The organism is Paenibacillus sp. NFR01, assembly GCF_900111565.1.
GTDB lineage: Bacteria > Bacillota > Bacilli > Paenibacillales > Paenibacillaceae > Paenibacillus_AQ.
Genome location: NZ_FOIK01000006.1, coordinates 67,684 through 85,842 on the forward strand (window position 1 = coordinate 67,684; position 18,159 = coordinate 85,842).

The window sequence follows — 18,159 nt, forward strand, 5'->3', positions numbered from 1 at the left end:
TCTATTCTGTATCTAAATTAAAATAATTATAATCTAGAACTTATTATGAATAACTGAAGGAGAAATGTCAATATCACAGACTCGTGCCGCGAATATTTTTTGTGAACAATTCAATTTTAAACAATCTATATTAGCGGAGCAGGCGCAGGCCGTTCAGAATGACGAGGATCGTGCTGCCCTCATGTCCGACCACGCCGAACGGAAGTGCGATGCCTTGCACAAAATTGCTGATCATCAGCACGGCGATCACGCTCACCGCGAACACCATATTCTGCTTCACGATCCGCTGCGTACGCCGGGCCAGCCCGATCGTAGCGGCGATTTCCTCGATGTTGTCGTTCATCAGCACCACGTCGGCAATCTCCAGTGCCGCGCCGCTGCCCTTCATTCCCATCCCGACGCCTACCGTCGCCGTGGCCAGGGCGGGCGCGTCATTGACGCCGTCCCCGACCATCATGACATGCCCGTGTTTCCCGCGCAGCTCTTTAATATGCGTCACTTTATCCTCCGGCAGCAGTCCGGCGTAGACCCAATCGACTCCGGTCTGCCGCGCAATTGCTTCCGCCGTGGCCGGCCGGTCGCCGGTCAGCATCGCCACCTTGACGCCGAGTTTTTGCAGCTTGCGTACTGCAGCTGAGGCACTTGGACGTACCGTATCCTGCAGCGCGATCATTCCGGCGATTGTCTCCCCGCAGAGCATCAGCGACACGGTTTTTCCTTCTTCCTCCAGCCGGCCCCGCAGCTCTCTCCACTCCGTGCGGTCCTTTTGGTTCGCAGCGTCCGCTTCATCCAGGAGATCCGATTTGCCGATCCGCCACAGGTTTCCGCCGACCTGCCCTTCGATCCCCCAGCCGGTCACCGCCCGGCTGTCTTCGACCTCGCATCGCTCCAGCCCTTCCGTCTCCGCAAGCCGGACAATGGCCTCCGCCAGCGGATGGCGGGACAACGCCTCGATGGATGCAGCTACCGTCAGCAGTTCCGTCCGGGAATATCCGGCCGCGGCGATAAAATCCGTAACCTGCGGAATGCCCTCGGTCAGCGTGCCGGTTTTATCGAACGCTACAACAGCCGTACGTGCCATGTTCTCCAGATGGGCACCGCCTTTGAAAAGAATGCCTTTACGCGCGCTTTTGGAGATCGCGGACAGCATCGCCGGCATGATCGACGACACCAGTGCGCAAGGGGAAGCCACCACCAGAAACACCATCGCCTTGTAAAAAGTCGCGTTCCAGCTCCAGTCGAGTACAAATGGCGGCAGTGCAATCAGCAGTACGGTTGCCGCCACCACAATTCGCGCATATACGGATTCCAGGCGTTTGATGAACCGTTGGGAGTCCGGGACCTCCGTTTCCGCTTCTTCCACCATCCGGATGATTTTTGCAAAAAGCGTATGTTCCGCTTCCTTCGAGACCTCGATATACAGCGGCCCCTCCCCGTTCAACGTCCCCGCAAAAACTTCATCGCCGGAAGATTTCTCCACCGGAATGGATTCCCCGGTAATCGACGCCTGGTTGACGGCCGATTCTCCCCGGCAGACGACTCCGTCGGCAGGAATCAATTCGCCTGGCCGGACCAGCAGCAGGTCGCCAAGCGCCAGGGCGGCAATCGGAACTTCATTCATGGAGCCTTGCTCGATCCGCAGCGCCGTCGCCGGTTTGAGCGCGATCAAGGCGGAGATATCCTTTTTGCTCCGTTCCATCGTGTAACTCTCCAGCGCGCCGCTCAGTGCAAAAATAAAAATCAGCATTGCCCCTTCATTCCAATAGCCGATGGCTGCCGCTCCCAGTGCGGCGGCAATCATGAGCAGATTAACGTCGAGATCACGCTCCTTCACGAGCGTCTCCACGCCTTCTTTCGCTTTCATCCAGCCGCCCAGGGTATACGAAATCACGTAGAGCACCACGGAAAAAGCTTCGGACCACCCGCTAACCGCCCACGCCATCAGCATCAGCGCACCGCTCCCGAGCGCTGCTTGCATCTCACCGTTACCCAGCATCGCGAGCGGGTCAAACCGCCGCGGCTTCGGCGCTTGCGGCAGGCGTGCCCCGCCTTGCTGTTTATTTTCTTCCGGCACAGGCCGTGCCATGGGTCTTGAGGTTGTTGTTGCTTGCATAGAAATCACCTTTCCTTATCGATTTATTGGATCCAAATGATAATGAGAGCCATTATTAAAGCCCCTAAAATGACACATGCTGCCCCGGCATCGCCGGGACAGCATGTTAAATGAGAATGATAATCGTTTTTGTGATCATCCAACTAATTTTACTTCGTGCAACTTATAGCCCTACTATACCACATTCAGCGGGTTTGTAAAGACACGGAAAAGCCCATTTTCCGGGAATAGGCGTCCAGTGCCGCAGGTGGGGGACGCAGGATTGGCGCTGAGCTGCGTGGATGGTAACGACGCGGGGATCAGTTAGTGGTGCGGCTTAGATCCCCTGGGTGGCATGGGCGGCGGTGCGGATGACTTGTTGATGTTGGGCGCACGGTCGCGGTGACTGCCGGCTGTGAGCGGCGCGGGTACCCGATGATGGGGAAAGCTGCGGTATGGGTAACTTGTTGGCCGGGAGGCAGTGAACTGATAGTAGAGGGCAGAGTCGGTAAGGGACCATGTTAGGTGAGCGGGTTGGGACCTGTAGGTGGGGGCAGAATCAGAAGGGGAACCTTGTTGGCTAGGCGCGGGTACCTGATGGTTGGGGGATGCCGCGGTTGTGAATGGTTGGCAGGCGGCCGGAACGGTTGACAGGGGCGACCGTGTGGACGACTTGTTGATGCGGGCGTGCTGTCGCAGGAGACTTATGGGGTTAAGGCAGTGTCGGTGCGGAGAACTTTTCGGTTTAGCCGGATGTGAGCAGCTCACTATTGCTAACGGACCTGAGCGCCGTTATTTCGCTAAATTCGCTTTATTTCCCAATCCAACGGACCTGAGCGCCGTTATTTAGTGAAATCAGCCTCAAAATAGGCCGATCTAACACAAATAAGGGCTCCTGTGTCCGTTAGCGCAGAAAAAAGCGTCATTTTGACAAAATAACGGCTCCTGTGTCCGTAAGAATTCTGCATGCGACGGATTACGCATTCTCCCGTTTTTTACGCTCATGTACATTCTTGGATTGAGCGTTAAACGGACCTTGAAAAGCCGCCCCATGTCAAACGGGGCGGCTGAGTCAATGAACGCGGGCGTCATTTCCCGCGTTCAACAGCGGTTACAGCCATCCTCCGGCGGCTGTATCCACATGGTCCTGGCGTGCGATCCAGGTGAGGCACGCCGCACGCAGCAGCGCTTCGGTCCGCTGGGCCGCGCTGCAAAAGATCCCGCTCATGCCGATCCGGTACAGATCGGCAAGCGCGGCCGCCGCCGGCGCTCCGGCGGCCAGCACCACCGCCGCCGGCTTCACGCGCCGCACGGCGGCGAGTACGTCCCCCGCCGCCCGGGCGAAGCCGGCGGCGTCCTCCGGCGCGGCTTCGCCGGCCGCGCCGTCGATCACCACGAAATCGGCGATGCGCCCGATTTCGGCGGCGGCGGCTTGCCGCGTGGCCGGGGCGAGCAGCGCCCCGATCCGGCAAGCCGCCGCATCCGCGTGGCCGAGAGTCTGCTCGGCCACGTCCTCGATGAATTCGCGTAAACGCGCGAATTCGGAGGCGCTGGCGGGATACGGCGCCAGCAGGTCCAGGCGGCCGTCGCGCCCGTGCCGGTGGCGCTCGGCCACGGCCGCGAACAGCGCTTCCAGCTGCACGTCCTGCAGCACGGCCATGCGATAAGGCGACGCCGCAAGCTCCGGCGGCTGCAGGAGCGTGACGGCCGACCACATTCCTTCGGCCGATTCCAGCAACGCGGAAGCCGAGGCGCGCAGCCGGTAATAGATCCGCTGCAGCATCCGCTCGCCCACCGCTTCATCGGTTTCGGACAGCCAGCGGTTGTATAATTCGGCCAGCTCCGGCGCCTGCAGCCATTCTTCGCTGCGGATCAGGCAAGGCCCTCCGGGCATCGTCCCCGTGTCCTCCCGGAAAAGCCGTTCCCCCAAACCTTCATGCAGCACAAGGAACGTGGAATATTCCCTGCCCCGCTTCAAGTAATCACCTTGATACAGTTCCTGGTCGTTCTCCAATTCGTCCGCCGCAATAAATTCCGCCGCCGCGGAGGCCACCGAGGCCGCCCGGCACAACTCTGCTCCCAAAGCCCGCTCCTCGGCACCAAACCCGAATGGGCGATCTTCTTCTTCCTGAATCTGATCCTGCTGGCGTTCACCCTTCATCCTCGCACCCACCCTTTAGCTTTGGATTACTACCGGCTTCCGCATCTTCCGGTGCGCTCACGCCGGCATGTGAAGCTGCTACATTGTTATAGATACGGGAGGGCAGCCGGAAATATGCAAGCGGTATCAAGAAGGACAGCCCAAAAGCAATAACAAAGCCTCCCCTCCTTCTCTCAAAAAAAGGGCAAAGGAAAAAACCTCAAGACCCATAGACTCTCCCATGGTCTTGAGGTTCGAATGAACAGAACTTATCTTAAAAGAAGGTCTCCGGCGTATCCATCTGCCCACTCCAATCCGCGCCGAAGCCCGGTCTGGAGATACCGCAAACCTTGGCGACCCTTAGCCCTGCTGGCTAGCCGCGATCGCCTGCTCCAGATCATACAAAATATCGTCGATGGCTTCCGTACCAATCGAGATGCGCAGCAGTTCCGGGGTCACGCCGGCGGAGATTTGCTCCGCTTCGCTAAGCTGCTGATGCGTGGTGCTGGCCGGATGGATGATCAGCGATTTCGAATCGCCGACATTGGCAAGATGGGAGAACAGCTTGACGTTCTCGATGATTTTTACGCCTGCCGCCGCTCCGCCTTTGATACCGAAGGTCAGAATGGCGCCTTGGCCCTTCGGTAAATATTTCTTGGCCAGCTCATAGGAAGGATGGCTCGGCAGGCCGGCATAGCTGACCCACTCCACATCTTTGTGGTTCTCCAGGTACTGGGCCACCTTCAGCGCGTTCTGGCTGTGGCGTTCCAGCCGCAGGTGCAGCGTCTCAAGGCCTTGCAGCAGCAGCCAGGAGTTGAACGGCGAGATGGTTGCGCCCAAGTCGCGCAGCAGTTGGACTCTTGCCTTGATGATATAGGCTATCGGGCCAACGGCCTCCGTATATACGACGCCATGATAGCTTGGGTCCGGCTCGGTCAGGCCCGGGAACCTGCCGCTCGCTTTCCAGTCGAATTTGCCGCTGTCCACAATCACGCCGCCAATCGAAGTACCGTGTCCGCCGATGAACTTGGTAGCCGAGTGTACGACAATGTCGGCGCCGAATTCAATCGGTCGCAGCAAATACGGACTCGGGAACGTGTTGTCGACAATCAGCGGAATGCCGTGCTCATGGGCAATGGCCGCCACTGCTTCGATGTCGAGCACATTTCCTTGCGGATTGCCGATGGTCTCGGCATAGAGCGCTTTGGTTTTATCCGTAATCGCCGCCCGGAAATTGTCCGGATGATCGGAATCGACGAATTTGACGTTGATGCCGATCTTCGGCAAAGTTTGTGAGAACAGATTGTATGTCCCGCCGTACAGGCTGGAAGAGGACACGATCTCGTCTCCCGCACCCGCAATATTAAGAATCGAGAAGGAGATCGCCGCCGAACCGGAGGCCGTTGCCAGAGCACCCGCTCCGCCTTCAAGCGCTGCAATCCGCTGTTCGAAAACATCCGTCGTCGGATTCATCAAGCGCGTATAAATGTTGCCGAATTCCTTGAGCGCGAACAAATTAGCGGCATGCTCGGCGTCGCGGAATCCATAGGACGTCGTTTGATACAGCGGAACTGCCCGTGATAAGGTCGTTGGATCAATTTCTTGTCCGGCGTGAACGGCTAAAGTTTCAAACGACAGCTTGCGGTCTTCTGACATGGTGATTCCTCCCCGAAATTTTAAAATGGCTAATGCTGGATAAATGAATTGTACCTATTCTCTCACAAACCATGTGATTTGGAAAGAGAAAACTCTTATTATTCCACTGTGTTTTATATGAAAAATAATTTACGCAGCTTTCGCGCCGATACAGCCCTATGTACACGCTTACAATGCAGAACGAAGAGGTTCACCGAAGCAAGGCGGTCTGACAAACAAGCCTTCATTCTAAAGCAGCCCGAATCCACGAACCCCCTTAAAGTTAGCCGCTACGTCTACAATTCCGGAAAATCAAAAGTTCCCCTACATCCTCCCGCTTGTATAAAAGAGGAAACAGCATGCGCTATTTCCCCTTACGGACCTCTTTTTCAATTAATAGCCGCTTTGGTTCAGTTCGCCTTTGGCGATGGCTACGCCGCCGCTGGTGCCGATCCGTGTCGCTCCGGCTTCGACCATGACTTTCGCATCTTCCGCGCTGCGCACGCCGCCGGATGCTTTTACGCCAATTTCAGGACCTACGGTTGCACGCATCAGGGCGATGTCTTCCTTCGTCGCTCCGCCGGTCGAAAATCCGGTCGACGTCTTCACGAAATCCGCTCCGGCTTCCACAGCCAGCTTGCAAGCGCGAACCTTCTCTTCGTCGCTTAACAGGCAAGTTTCAATGATGACTTTGGTGAGCGCCTTGCCCCGGGCTGCATCGACCACTGCCGCGATATCGCGTTTTACCAGCTCGTTGTCGCCGTCTTTAAGCGCACCGATGTTGATGACCATATCCACTTCGCCTGCACCGTTCGCAATGGCATTGGAGGTTTCAAAAGCTTTCGTCTCCGGCGTGGATGCCCCCAGCGGGAAGCCGATGACGGTACATACCTTCACTTCAGGCGTATCCTTCAGCACTTCATGGGCAACCGCGACCCAAGCCGGGTTCACGCAGACGGAGGCGAATTTGTAGGCTTTGGCCTCTTCCGCCAGCTTGATGATATCGTCTTTACGCGCATCCGCCTTCAGCAGCGTATGATCAATGATCCGGGAAATGTTGTTTTCACTCATGGTTTAATTCCTCCAAGATTGTGGTGTTCTCGTACCATGTAATCATACCAATACGGGAACGCTTTGGAAAGCAATGGAGCGCAGCCCGGCCATCCTCCGCCTGTTTGCGGCTCGACCGCTGCCCGGAACGTTGTCTTCATTATTGAAAAAAGCCCTGGGCTGAAAATGCAGCTCAGCCGCGTCGCCCGCTCCACCAAGCTGGAAAACTACGAATCATTGAAGCGTAGACCTCCATACCACCTGCCTCGTATATAAAAAAGGCCGACTCCCTCCGGGAGCCAGCCTTTCTTTACGAAAAGACCTTTCATTTTACTTCTTGCTCAGCGAATCGATGTCGATAAACGGCGTCGCGCCGCCGGTCACGGATGGCAGCACGCCGTTCCATTTTTCCAGCGCCTTCTCCTGAACCTCGATTTGTTTCAGCTGCACCAGCTCCGGGGTCACTTCCTGTTTCTTCAGACGCAGCGACTCGGCTTCCGCCTGAGCTTGGGCGACCTTCTGTTTCGCTTCGATTTCTACGCGGCGCAGGTCATTTTCCGCTTTGAGCGCCTGCTGCTGGGCCACTTGCTTCGCTTCGATCGACTGGTCGAACGCATCGGAGAATTTGAAATTGACGATGTTGATGTCATTGACGATCAGGTCGTATTTGGCCAGCCGCTTGGTAAGCAGATCGCTGATTTCGCCAGCAACCACGTCCCGCCGGGTAATGAGATCCTCCGCCGGATATTTCGCCGTTACTTCCTTGACGATCTCTTGAATCGCCGGATTGATGATAATGGAATCGAAATTGCCGCCGATATTGTTCATCAGATTGTACGCCGAATCTTTATTAACCGAATAGTTCACGGCCACATGGGTCGAAACGGGCTGCAAGTCCTTGGAGGACGCCGACGTATCGGTCTCCGCCTTGGTAACCTGCGTGTTGACCTGGATGACCGTTTGGATGAACGGAATTTTCAGATGAATGCCCGGCGACAGCATGTTGTTGTTCAGCTTGCCGAAGGTTTTGTATAGGCCGATATGTCCGTACTGCACGCTAGCGAATGAATTGAAGGCGACCAGCACGACAATGAGCAAAATAGCTGCGATTGTAACGATTTTTCCCGGACGCATCCGGTTGACTTGCGGATTCACTTCCATGTTATTGAGCCTCCCCAGTGATAGTTCAAGCGATAGGTTTAGCTCTCTATACGGCTGGCACGGGGAGATGGTCGCAACATTTTTGCAGCAGCTGTAATCCGTTTGGAAAAATGGCGGAAGCGGCGCTACATTGAAACTACCGTACTCCCTGATGCGATAGCCGAATCCATGGCCAGCGACAGGCGCAGGTCGTCCAGCGCTTCCTTCAGGGAATAGAAGCTCTTGCCGGTCTGCATGTATTCGCCCATGGCTCGCAGCGCTTCGGCCATGGCGAGTTCTTCGTCGGATAGAGGTGCCGGATAAAACAGGTTCTTATACAGATGTTTGCCGCCTGCCCGCAGCTCGCGGAGCGATGCCGGTGCCAGGCTTCCTTCCATGCCATCCTGGATTCTGCGAATGGTCAAGGCCTCGAAAGCCCCGCCGCCGAGACTGCGGGTCACTTCGTTGTCGCGAATCTCCCCGTGCGAACCGCGGATCAGAATCCGGTTTTGCCGCAGGGGCGAGAAATATTGCGAACGGGTGAAATCGAAGACGGCGCTTTGCCCGCCCTCAAACGACAATAATGCAATATCCTGGAGCTCCGTCTCCACCTTATCCGTGACGCTCCGGCCCCGGACGGGAACCTCCAGCACCGGATGCTCGAACCGCTGGGCGACGATGCGGCAGCGTTCATCCGCCACTCCCAGCCAGCGCCGGATCAGTGCGATGCCATGGTAGCCGTGGCCCGCCGATACCTGCACATGCCGAACCTCGCCTACTGTGCCCGAGGCGATCAAGGCGGTTCGGGCGGCATGATGCGGCTGCAGCGGATACTGCTCAGCCACCTGGATACGCGGGTGCAGCGCCGCAAGAGCGGCCATCTGCCGCAGGCCGGCCTCGTCGGTTGCCGGCGGCGTTTCCGCCAGCACGGGGATGCCGCTTGCGGCCAGCTGTGCCAGCAGATCCGGCGCCGACGACTTGCTGACTGCAGCGACGAGGAAGTCGCATTCGCGGGCCAGCTCCCGCGGCGTGCGGAACAGCGGCAGCCCCCACTCTGCGGCGGCTGCGCGGTATTTGTCCGGATCACGCACGGCGATGCCGGCCGGCTCAAACCATTGCGGCAGCTGCCGGGCCAACCGCAAATACATCTCCCCGCGCCAGCCCAGGCCGATCAGACCGAAACGTGCGGGCTTGTTCACCGCGCACCTCCATCCGGAAGCGCCTTCGCTTCCACTTCTACTTCAAGCTGCCAATGGGCTTTCCCATAGCCGGCTACCCGTTTCACTTTTCCCCGGTTGAATGCCTCCTGCACGCTGTCCAGATAGCCGGTAGCCGGCTCGATGGCAAAGGTATAATCCCCGAACGCGCCGTAATGCGCCCATACCGCCAAATAGGGAACGTCATTCGGATCAAAGCGGAAGACAAGCCCCTCCCCGGAAGCCGGATCGCCAATACCGGCATACCCTTCCGCCAGTGGCTTGGTAAAATAATATTTCTCGGCATGACCGCCGGACGCCATCTCCAGCGTGGAAAGGTCCACGGCGGCTCCGTCTTTTGCTTGGGCGATCGGATAGCGGGCGTAGTCATGTTGACTCCCTAGCCGCCCACGATGGGAATAGGTTAACTGGATCTCCCCTTCTGCCGGAGAGACATTCAGCTTCATGCCCGGCTTGACCCGAAGAAGCGGATGGGCGGCCCAAAGATACGAAAAGGCCGTCTCCGCCCGGTTCTCCAGCTCGTAACGGAACTTCAGCACGTTGTCGCCGAGCGAAATGGTTTTTCGCAGCGTATATGGATAATCCACGCCGTCGATCTCCAGTTGCAGCTGCTCACCCTCCAGGACATGCCGCCAGGGGCGGTTCCAGACTTCACCGTGATCCGGAAAAGACAGATGCTTCCAGCCCTCGTCCGGGCAAGCCGAAGGCGTAATCGTCGGAAACATTTCATCCCATCCGCCCTGGTCGCCTTTCCCCCAATCCGCGGTCCCTTCCAGGGGGTCCCATGGACGGTCTGTCCGGTGAATCCACTCTTTTCCGCTAAGCTTATCGAACAGCGAGACGATTTTCCCGCCGCGGTGTGGAACAAGCGTTACCGTCAGACGGTCGTTCTCTCCGGTTACACATAAATAGCCCTGATTCCAAGATTCCCTCCATACACTCATCCGCATGTCCGCTCCTCCATCCGCATAAGAAATCCGGGACGCTCCGTCCCGGATCATTCGATTACTTGCTTAGCTGCTCCGGCGAGTCCCGCGTTGCGCGTCGCCCAGCTTGCCATATGCCTTCACAATACAGGAGTGCCGTCCGCCTCGCAATCCACGATATTCGGGAACTGATGGACGATTCCCTGATTGCTCAATATATAAACCGAAGGCTTTGCGCCGAAAAAGTCATTGTCCTCTCCGGCTGCGCCTCCCTGCCTTCTGATTTATTGCTTCATGTGGCTAGGCGCGTCAATAAGCACAAATGACCCGCGAGTAAGCCGCTATTTCGTGTGCATTTGCGGGTCACTGCTCATTCACAGCTTTGGCCTTCTGTTGCGGAACTTAATCTGCCGGGAGAATTGCGGGAATCAGTCCCTCCGGGAGCAGCCAGAATTCCTGCGGCTCACTCGACCCTCCCGCCGTTGCCTCGAACACCATATCGTCGCGCAGCATGACGGAATCGGCTTGCAGGGCAGCGTTAACATCCGCCCGTTCCGGGCGTCCCCCCTGCCATCGGTACACATATGCCGTCATCGGAAGGCCGTATACGGAGACTGCTTCGTTAACTCCATCGCGGTCCACGTCCCGCTCTGCGGCATGGCCGGTATCTACCCGCAGCACGCCGGCCGGTTGCCCTGTGCCGCCGATGCTGTAGTAATTGCTCAACGTTGCATTGGCTCCCAAGCTGCCGGTAATCTTCAGCTTCCAGCCGCTGAACAGCAGCGCCGCATCGGCATGCAGATCGTCCGCCTTCCGGTAATTGTACGTTCCGGCAGCGCCGAGATCGAAGTGCCCCTGCGGTGTTTTTAAATCCGCATAGACGTAGTTTTCGTCACCGGCAAGCGTAAAGAATGTCACTGCCACCTCACCCAGTTGGTCTAGCGTCTGCTGCGATACCACCGCTGCGCCCGCCGGCATTCCGGCCCAAGGCTTAACGGCCGGCACCTCTGCCGGCTGCCAATCCAGCCGGTTCAGCCCTTCCGCCTGTGCTCCGCCGGGCCGCGCCGATTGTCCTTGTATGGTTCCGCCCGCGCTATCCACGCTAAGAAAGGTGAAAATCCGCTTCCACTGCTTCCCGCCGTCATCGGTGGAGTAAAGCGTCGCCGGCGTATCGGTACTGCCGGTCGCTAACCAGCCATGCCGCATATCGCGCATCGTCAGCTGCGATGGCAGGTACCCCGGCAGCGTCTGCGCCGACTCGCTCCAGCCCGCTCCGCCGTCCGTCGTCCAGCCCACGCTGACCGCATTGTCGCAAGGCGCGCAATAGCCGGTCATATAGGCCGCTTTTTCATTCAGCGCAAACAACATCCCCGGACCTGCTCCAGGTCCGGAAGGAATTCCGCGATCTTCGCCGTTTTTGAACCCCGGGGCCGCCCCCGCGCCGGCTGTACTGTGATCCAGCACCGTCCGCCAGGTTGCGCCCCCATCCTCCGTATGGAACAGGGAGTACGCTGTCTGGTTCATCCCTGATTCTCCGATGCACTCGATCCAGGCATCGTTTGCTCCCGCCGAGCGGATGACCGCGCCGGTCAGCGTTAAGGTCTTGCGCTGCATCACGTTCTTCCAGGTAAGACCCCCATCCGTGGTCCGCACGATCGCAAAGGCATCCGGTGCCGCCGCCCCGTCGGCGGTATGCGCCGTTACTGCCCAGCCGTGCTTCCGGTCGGCATAATAAACATCGCCGACCAGGTGCTCCGGCGCCGGCAAACCGGACCAGGTTGCGCCGCCGTCCGTGGTCATGGCATTGCCGCTGAAGCCGGTATCCGGCGTTGTAAAATGCAGGTACCCGCCGTTCGGCGCGGCGCCGGCTTCCTCCCAGCGGGCGCCGCCGTCCGTGGTGCGGAGAATCTTTTCCGCGCTGACGAAGCCGTTGATCACCGCCCAGGCGCGCTCGCCGTCCAGGGCGTATATCGCAGACACCGTGCCGCTGCCGGTGTACTGCAAGGTCCACTCCGAGCCGCCGTTGCCGGTGCGGGCGATCCAGCCCTCGCCGCCGACCCAGCCGGCGGCGGGGCCAATCATCCGCAGCGCGGTCACGCTGCGGATCGGCTGCGGCTGCCCGGCCGTGCCGGCAGCCGGTGTGGCCGCGGCCACCGGCCCGCTGCTTGCGGAGGGCCGGGGCGCCGCGGCGCCGACTGCGGGCGGGGACGCGCCCGCAGGGGTTACAAGGCCGCCCGCCGGCGGTGGCGGCCCACCCTCTAGCCGGCGCTCCATGCCGGGGAGCTCGCGGCAGGCGAGCACCAGAACCAGGAGCGCCGCCAGCAGGACCATTATTTTCAAAGCTGTCGATTTCATCGCGTCCATTCCCCTTTTTTCACTCGCTATGGTTATCGCTAATCAACAGTATAAGCAGAGCGGGCAGCCCGGGGATGACGTTCCCGACGCTTGAAGGTTAAAATCTTGTCTTAACTGCAAGAAATATGTAAAGGCCGGCTGCTTATATCCCCTCTCTGCCGTTCCATATCCTGCGTGTTGAACCGTGCTCGCCTCCATTCCGGCTGATACCTCCGGTTAGCTCATGCTTGTTATAGAAAAAACGCAGGATGCCCCTTCGCCATAAACCGGCTGACGGAAGCATCCTGCGTCTGTTTAATATAGTAGATGTATTCGGTGGAGGCCACCCTCCAAGATGCTACTGCATAGCCCTGTCACCTGAAGCAGGCATCTCCGCGCTAGCTGAGCGGTTTCCCCGCTTACTTGTACAGGCCCGAAGCCTTCACGTCATTGAAGAATTGGTTGAACTCGTCAATGTTCAGCTGCTGCGCCGCATCGGACAAGGCCGTCGCCGGGTCGGGATGCACCTCGACCATGATGCCGTCGGCTCCGGCGGCGAGCGCCGCTTTGGCACAAGGGACAAGGATGTCTTTGCGGCCGGTGGAATGCGTGACGTCGACCAGTACCGGCAGATGGCTCTCCTGTTTCAGGATCGGCACGGCCGAAATGTCGAGCGTGTTGCGGGTCCATTTTTCGTAGGTGCGGATACCGCGTTCGATCAGCATGACTTGAGTGTTGCCGCGCGACATGATGTATTCCGCCGCATGCAGGAATTCTTCCATCGTTGCCGCCAGGCCGCGCTTCAGGAGCACCGGTTTGTTCAGTTCGCCGGCCGCCTTCAGCAGCTCGAAATTCTGCATGTTGCGGGCGCCGATCTGGATGATGTCGACGTAGTCGAGCGCCGGTTCCAAATGCGCCGGGTCAACGATCTCGCTGATCGTCAAGAGGCCGTATTCATCGGCCGCTTCACGCAGGATGCGCAGGCCGTCCATGCCGAGACCTTGAAAATCATAAGGCGAGGTCCGCGGTTTGAAAGCACCGCCGCGCATCACCTTGATACCGGCCTTCGCCAGCGCCGCTGCCACAGTGCGGGTCTGCAGCTCGCTTTCGACCGAGCACGGCCCTGCTACCATTACCGAAGCACCGCCGCCGATGGCGATGTCGCCAGGAAGGACAATGACTGTATCGTCCTTTTGGCTTTTGCGGCTGACGAGCAGGCTTTTCTTATGTTCAGCGGACTGCAGGTCAAGCGATGCGGAGAAAATCTGTTTGAAAAGGGTGCGGATCGTACCGCTTGTGAAAGGCCCTTTATTGCTGGCTACCAGCTTCTCCAGCATTTGTTTTTCCCGTTCCGGGTCAAATTTGGGCACACCCTGCTTTTCCTTTACCGCTCCAATCTGTTGCACAACCTCTGCACGTTCCGAGATGAGTTCCAGCAGCTGCGCATTGATCTCATCCAGCCGCCCTCTCAGCGAATCCAATTCCACGTTAACCATTACCTTCCACTCCTTTTCACAAGTTTTTAATGAATCCACCCATCTATCCAGACGCAAAAAGGCCCCTCATCCGCAAGGGACGAGGAGCCGTGGTACCACCCTAATTTAGAAGTCGCTTCATAAGCGGCGCGGCAGGAACATCTCCCATCTCACGCCTAGCGGCTTCTGTCTTGACCCGGTAACGCGGGGCGCGGGCCTCCCTACGCATCTCTTCTGCAGCAGAGACTTCAGGGGCCGACTCGGAAGTGAACTTCAGCGCCAATCTTCTCATGTGGGTGCTCTCAGTCTCCGGCAACCCTTCCCTGTTAAGGTCCGATTTCAGCGCTTACTCTCTTCGTCATTGTCATTCAATCCATATACAGCTGCGGGATTCCGCCAGCGGTTGCTGCTTATTCTAATGAAAAAGAGACTTCGCCGCAAGATTTCGCGACACCGCGTTAAAGCAAAGATGTAAAGATGGTTCGTTATACGGTTCCCGCACCCGTTCAAAATAGTTCTCCTTCATCAGGGACGACAGATGACGCGCCTCACAAAGATTGTTCTCCTTCACAAGGGGGCGGCAATTGCCGCTCCGCATAAGATTTGTGCACAAACCGTTTGGGGAAGGATGTCATTCCGAAGGATACCGGTCAGTGAGTGAAGCGTTCCCAAGCCCTTGGCCTGGCCAATAAAAAGACAGCATACTACTTAACGGACCTCAGCGCCGTTATTTGTTCAAAAACATGTGTTTAACCGTTCTAACGGACATGAGCGCCGTTATTTCCTCCATATTCAAGGGTATGAGGCCATATCTCTGTAAATAACGTCTCTCATGTCCGATAATCCGGGCATTTTTCGCCAAACAGCGGCTCCTGTGTCCGTAAAGAGTAGAGCAGGCTCGCTGCCGAGTTGAAGTAGCGAAAAAGAGATTAGGTATAAGAAGTTACCTTGACCCCAGCGCTGCATAATCCTATCCGCAACAGCTACCAGGCCGGCCGGTTGGCAAGAGCCGCTGAGAGCCTGTTCCCCCGCTAAAAAAACTTCGCGATTACGTTCGTAATCGCTTCGCTGCGCAGCGGTTTGCTGATGTATTCATCCATCCCCGCACCGAGGCAGAGCTCGCGGTCGCCCTTCAGCGCATTCGCCGTCACGGCCACAATGACCGGCCGGCGATCGGGCGACAGCTTGTCGTGAATCAGCCGTGTCGTCTCCAGCCCGTTCAGCTCGGGCATCTGCACATCCATAAAGATCATGTCGTACGCGGCGCGGTCCAAAAGCGCCAGTACTTGCCGGCCGTCCGCGGCGACATCGACGGTATAGCCGCGTTTCTCCAGAATTTTGCGCAGAACGATCTGGTTAATCTCGTTGTCCTCGGCGACGAGAATGCGCAGCGCCCGGCGGGGCGGGTGCTGCGGCTGCGAGGCGCCGGCGTCGTCCGCCGCCTCCTGCTCCTCTTTCAGCACGACGGTGAATATAAAGGTGGAACCGACATCCACGTTGGAATCCAGCACAATGCTGCCGCCCATCAGCTCCACCAGCTGCTTGGTGATCGCGAGTCCAAGCCCGGTGCCTTCATGGCGCCGGCTCATGAAATGGTCGAGCTGAAAAAACGGCTCGAACAACCGGCTGCGGGACGCCTCGGGAATACCGATGCCGGTGTCGGCCACCGACACCTGCAGCGTCACCCGGCCGCTGCAGCGCTCGCCGACGCGGATATGAACGGAGATGCCGCCGGTATTCGTAAACTTCACGGCATTGCCGACCAGGTTGAACATGATCTGCTTGAGCCGGTCGCCGTCGCCGATCAGCTTTTCCGGAACGCCGGAATCGTAGACCACCTCCAGCTTCAGCCCTTTGGCCTCCGCTTTCGGCTGTAGCAGCTCGAGCGAAGACGCGATGCACTCCTTCACCGCGAAGGGATCTTCGTGCAGCGCGGTTTTGCCCGCTTCATTTTTCGAGAAATCCAGAATGTCATTGATGATGCTCAGCAGCGTGTCGCCGCTCTGCCGGATAATGTCCAGATACTCATGCTGCACCGAACCGGGCTCGGTCGTCTCCAGCAGCAGATCGGTCATCCCGATGACCCCGTTCATCGGCGTGCGGATTTCGTGGCTCATCATGGCCAGAAACTCGCTTTTGGCCCGGTTGGTGCTCTCCGCCGTTTCCTTGGCGATCAGGAGCTTTTTCTGCTCGGTAATATCCTTGGCGATGATGTACGAACCGACGGTTGTATTGTTGATGATAATCGGCGCAATCGACGTCAGGACCTCGACCTCATGCCCGTCTTTATGGCGGATATGGGTGCCGTTCGGTTCTTTGGAATGATAATCATCGATCCGGAATTCGCCGCCCGAGTCGGACCGAACATTCATGATGCGCCGCACGTTCATCCCCGCCAGCTCGGGAATCGTATAGCCGGTCAGCTGGCAGGCCTGCTCGTTGCCGTTAATGATGTTTCCCTGCAGATCTAGGGAGATGATCGCGTCGTGATTGTATTTTTTAAGCGAAGTGTACCGTTCGATTGTCTCCTGAAGCTTGCGTTCCATCGCTTTGCGCCCGGTAATGTCGCGGCCCACGGCAAGCACATTCCGCTGTCCGCCATCCTCCACCAGGCGCAGGGTAAACTCAATCCATAAATAATGTCCGTCCGCATGAAGAATCCGCAGCTCCAGATTGTGCAGTTCTTCGCCATGAGGAAAATCGGCGCTGTTCAAATCCTCCGGATGAATCAGCCCGCGAATATCGCGCCCGACCAGCAGCTCCGGCTCGTAGCCGAGCACCTCCTCGATCGACGGGGAACAGTACAGGCAGTGGTTGTCCATCGTGGCATAATAGACAATATCCTTAATATTCCGGGCAATCAGCGGATAAAGCGCATCGTTGGCGGATTTCGGAGCAGCTTCTACCGTATCCTCGGCAATCTCGGTAACATGCAGTATGTACTGCGAAGCCCCGCTTTCAGCCCGGTCATGGATCCGCGTGATGTCAAGCAGCACCGGAACGGCAGCGCCCGAGGCCTTGACCATCTCCAGCCGCAATTTATAAAAGGACTTCGCTCCTGCATTCAAAGTCCCAATCATTTCATTGTACATCCCCGCGGACTCCCGCTGAAGCGAATCCGTAAACGCACAGCCCCGCAGTTGTTCTTCGGAAGCGCCCAGCAACAAAGCGACTTCCGGGCTTACGTTGTCCCATTTTCCGTCCGTGGACAAAATCGCCGCTCCGGCAACTCCCATGCGGTAACCTTGTCCCAGCCGAAGATCCAGCTCTGCCTGATGTCTTAACATATGATCCACCGCCCATTGTGGAGTAATTTCTTCAAATCTTTATTATTAATATCTTGCATATTTCTCCGAAAGTCAAATAGGAAAGACGGCCTAAAAAACTGCCGCATTATGGGAGATTTGACATCGTGCCTTTTGGTTGCTTACAATTTAATTGTTATCAATTTTATACTACATAACCTGAAAGGGATGAATCGCGCTTATGTCTATTTACGATTTTTCGGCCAATACCATCCGCGGCAAGGAAACTTCGCTCGAATATTACAAGGGCCAGGTGCTGCTGATCGTCAACACGGCGAGCAAATGCGGGTTCGCCCATCAATACGGCGAGCTGCAAAAACTCTACGAGCAGTATAAGGATCAGGGATTTACGATTCTCGGGTTCCCCTCCAACCAGTTCGGCGGACAGGAGCTGGAAACGAACGAGGAAGTGAATGTATTTTGCCAAATCAACTATGGCGTATCGTTCCCGCTGTTTGAAAAAATCGAAGTCAAAGGCGCGGACAAACATCCGCTGTTCGCTTATCTGACCCGGGAAGCGGGTTTTGAAGGCTTCGATACCGAAAATTCCAGCGGCCGGCTGCTGCATACGATGCTGTCCGAGCAAGATCCGGCGGCCCTGGCGAACGACGAGATCAAATGGAATTTCACTAAATTTCTGATCGACCGCCAAGGGAACGTCGTGAAGCGTTTTGAGTCATCCGTCGAACCGTTGGAGATGGAGTCCGCAATTGCCGGGCTGCTGTAACTCCAAGAACCGCCGGGAGCTTCCGTTAACCGTTAAGACCATGAAGCTTTCCCCGTAACGTGAAAAAGAGGATATCCCGCCGGAAGCTCAGCTTCCCCGGGATATCCTCTTTTAGTGC

11 protein-coding genes are annotated in these 18,159 nt (G+C 57.4%); 1 reads left to right on the forward strand and 10 read right to left on the reverse strand.

Going from position 1 to position 18,159, the window contains the following annotated elements; translation table 11 throughout:
• Positions 1 to 130: 130 nt before the first annotated feature.
• The 10 genes from BMW84_RS20875 to BMW84_RS20920 form a co-directional block, all read right to left on the reverse strand.
• Positions 131 to 2,113 carry a heavy metal translocating P-type ATPase gene (locus tag BMW84_RS20875; RefSeq protein ID WP_254773076.1) on the reverse strand — a complete coding sequence of 661 codons (1,983 nt, stop codon included), beginning with the start codon at positions 2,111 to 2,113 and terminating at the stop codon, positions 131 to 133.
• 1,090 nt (positions 2,114 to 3,203) lie between these two features.
• Entirely contained in the window at positions 3,204 to 4,175 is a 972-nt protein-coding gene (locus BMW84_RS20880; RefSeq protein WP_139209663.1) for a hypothetical protein, read from the reverse strand.
• A gap of 417 nt (positions 4,176 to 4,592) precedes the next feature.
• Positions 4,593 to 5,888: a homocysteine synthase gene (locus BMW84_RS20885; RefSeq protein WP_091071706.1), complete on the reverse strand. Its 1,296-nt coding sequence runs from the start codon at positions 5,886 to 5,888 to the stop codon at positions 4,593 to 4,595.
• Between the two features lie 372 nt (positions 5,889 to 6,260).
• Positions 6,261 to 6,938, reverse strand: a complete 678-nt coding sequence (deoC, locus tag BMW84_RS20890) for a deoxyribose-phosphate aldolase (RefSeq protein WP_091071708.1) — start codon at positions 6,936 to 6,938, stop codon at positions 6,261 to 6,263.
• Positions 6,939 to 7,247: 309 nt separating this feature from the next.
• Positions 7,248 to 8,078, reverse strand: a complete 831-nt coding sequence (locus BMW84_RS20895; RefSeq protein WP_091071709.1) for a prohibitin family protein — start codon at positions 8,076 to 8,078, stop codon at positions 7,248 to 7,250.
• Positions 8,079 to 8,203: 125 nt separating this feature from the next.
• Positions 8,204 to 9,256 carry a Gfo/Idh/MocA family protein gene (locus tag BMW84_RS20900; RefSeq protein WP_091071711.1) on the reverse strand — a complete coding sequence of 351 codons (1,053 nt, stop codon included), beginning with the start codon at positions 9,254 to 9,256 and terminating at the stop codon, positions 8,204 to 8,206.
• A complete protein-coding gene (locus BMW84_RS20905) occupies positions 9,253 to 10,218 on the reverse strand; it encodes a DUF4432 family protein (RefSeq protein ID WP_175498953.1) in 966 nt (321 codons plus the stop codon). The genes BMW84_RS20900 and BMW84_RS20905 overlap by 4 nt, the downstream gene beginning before the upstream one ends.
• 384 nt (positions 10,219 to 10,602) lie before the next feature.
• Positions 10,603 to 12,555, reverse strand: coding sequence for a WD40/YVTN/BNR-like repeat-containing protein (locus tag BMW84_RS20910; RefSeq protein ID WP_091071714.1), 1,953 nt, complete (start codon positions 12,553 to 12,555; stop codon positions 10,603 to 10,605).
• Positions 12,556 to 12,953: 398 nt separating this feature from the next.
• On the reverse strand, positions 12,954 to 14,030 hold the full coding sequence (locus BMW84_RS20915) for a bifunctional 3-deoxy-7-phosphoheptulonate synthase/chorismate mutase (RefSeq protein ID WP_091071716.1): 1,077 nt from the start codon (positions 14,028 to 14,030) through the stop codon (positions 12,954 to 12,956).
• A 1,010-nt stretch (positions 14,031 to 15,040) separates the two neighbouring features.
• The gene (locus BMW84_RS20920; RefSeq protein ID WP_091071717.1) at positions 15,041 to 17,296 is read right to left on the reverse strand and encodes a PAS domain-containing hybrid sensor histidine kinase/response regulator; all 2,256 of its coding nucleotides are present in this window, start codon (positions 17,294 to 17,296) and stop codon (positions 15,041 to 15,043) included.
• 199 nt (positions 17,297 to 17,495) lie between these two features.
• Here BMW84_RS20920 and BMW84_RS20925 point away from each other — a divergent pair, with 199 nt between their 5' ends.
• On the forward strand, positions 17,496 to 18,041 hold the full coding sequence (locus tag BMW84_RS20925) for a glutathione peroxidase (protein ID WP_091071719.1): 546 nt from the start codon (positions 17,496 to 17,498) through the stop codon (positions 18,039 to 18,041).
• Positions 18,042 to 18,159 lie beyond the last annotated feature (118 nt).

Excerpts from the sequence above, each read along its gene's own strand:
- BMW84_RS20875 (WP_254773076.1), bottom strand. The coding sequence starts at position 2,113 with ATGCAAGCAACAACAACCTCAAGACCCATGGCACGGCCTGTGCCGGAA.
- BMW84_RS20885 (WP_091071706.1), bottom strand. The coding sequence starts at position 5,888 with ATGTCAGAAGACCGCAAGCTGTCGTTTGAAACTTTAGCCGTTCACGCC.
- deoC (WP_091071708.1), bottom strand. The coding sequence starts at position 6,938 with ATGAGTGAAAACAACATTTCCCGGATCATTGATCATACGCTGCTGAAG.
- BMW84_RS20895 (WP_091071709.1), bottom strand. The coding sequence starts at position 8,078 with ATGGAAGTGAATCCGCAAGTCAACCGGATGCGTCCGGGAAAAATCGTT.
- BMW84_RS20905 (WP_175498953.1), bottom strand. The coding sequence starts at position 10,218 with ATGAGTGTATGGAGGGAATCTTGGAATCAGGGCTATTTATGTGTAACC.
- BMW84_RS20910 (WP_091071714.1), bottom strand. The coding sequence starts at position 12,555 with ATGAAATCGACAGCTTTGAAAATAATGGTCCTGCTGGCGGCGCTCCTG.
- BMW84_RS20915 (WP_091071716.1), bottom strand. The coding sequence starts at position 14,030 with ATGGTTAACGTGGAATTGGATTCGCTGAGAGGGCGGCTGGATGAGATC.
- BMW84_RS20920 (WP_091071717.1), bottom strand. The coding sequence starts at position 17,296 with ATGTTAAGACATCAGGCAGAGCTGGATCTTCGGCTGGGACAAGGTTAC.
- BMW84_RS20925 (WP_091071719.1), top strand. The coding sequence starts at position 17,496 with ATGTCTATTTACGATTTTTCGGCCAATACCATCCGCGGCAAGGAAACT.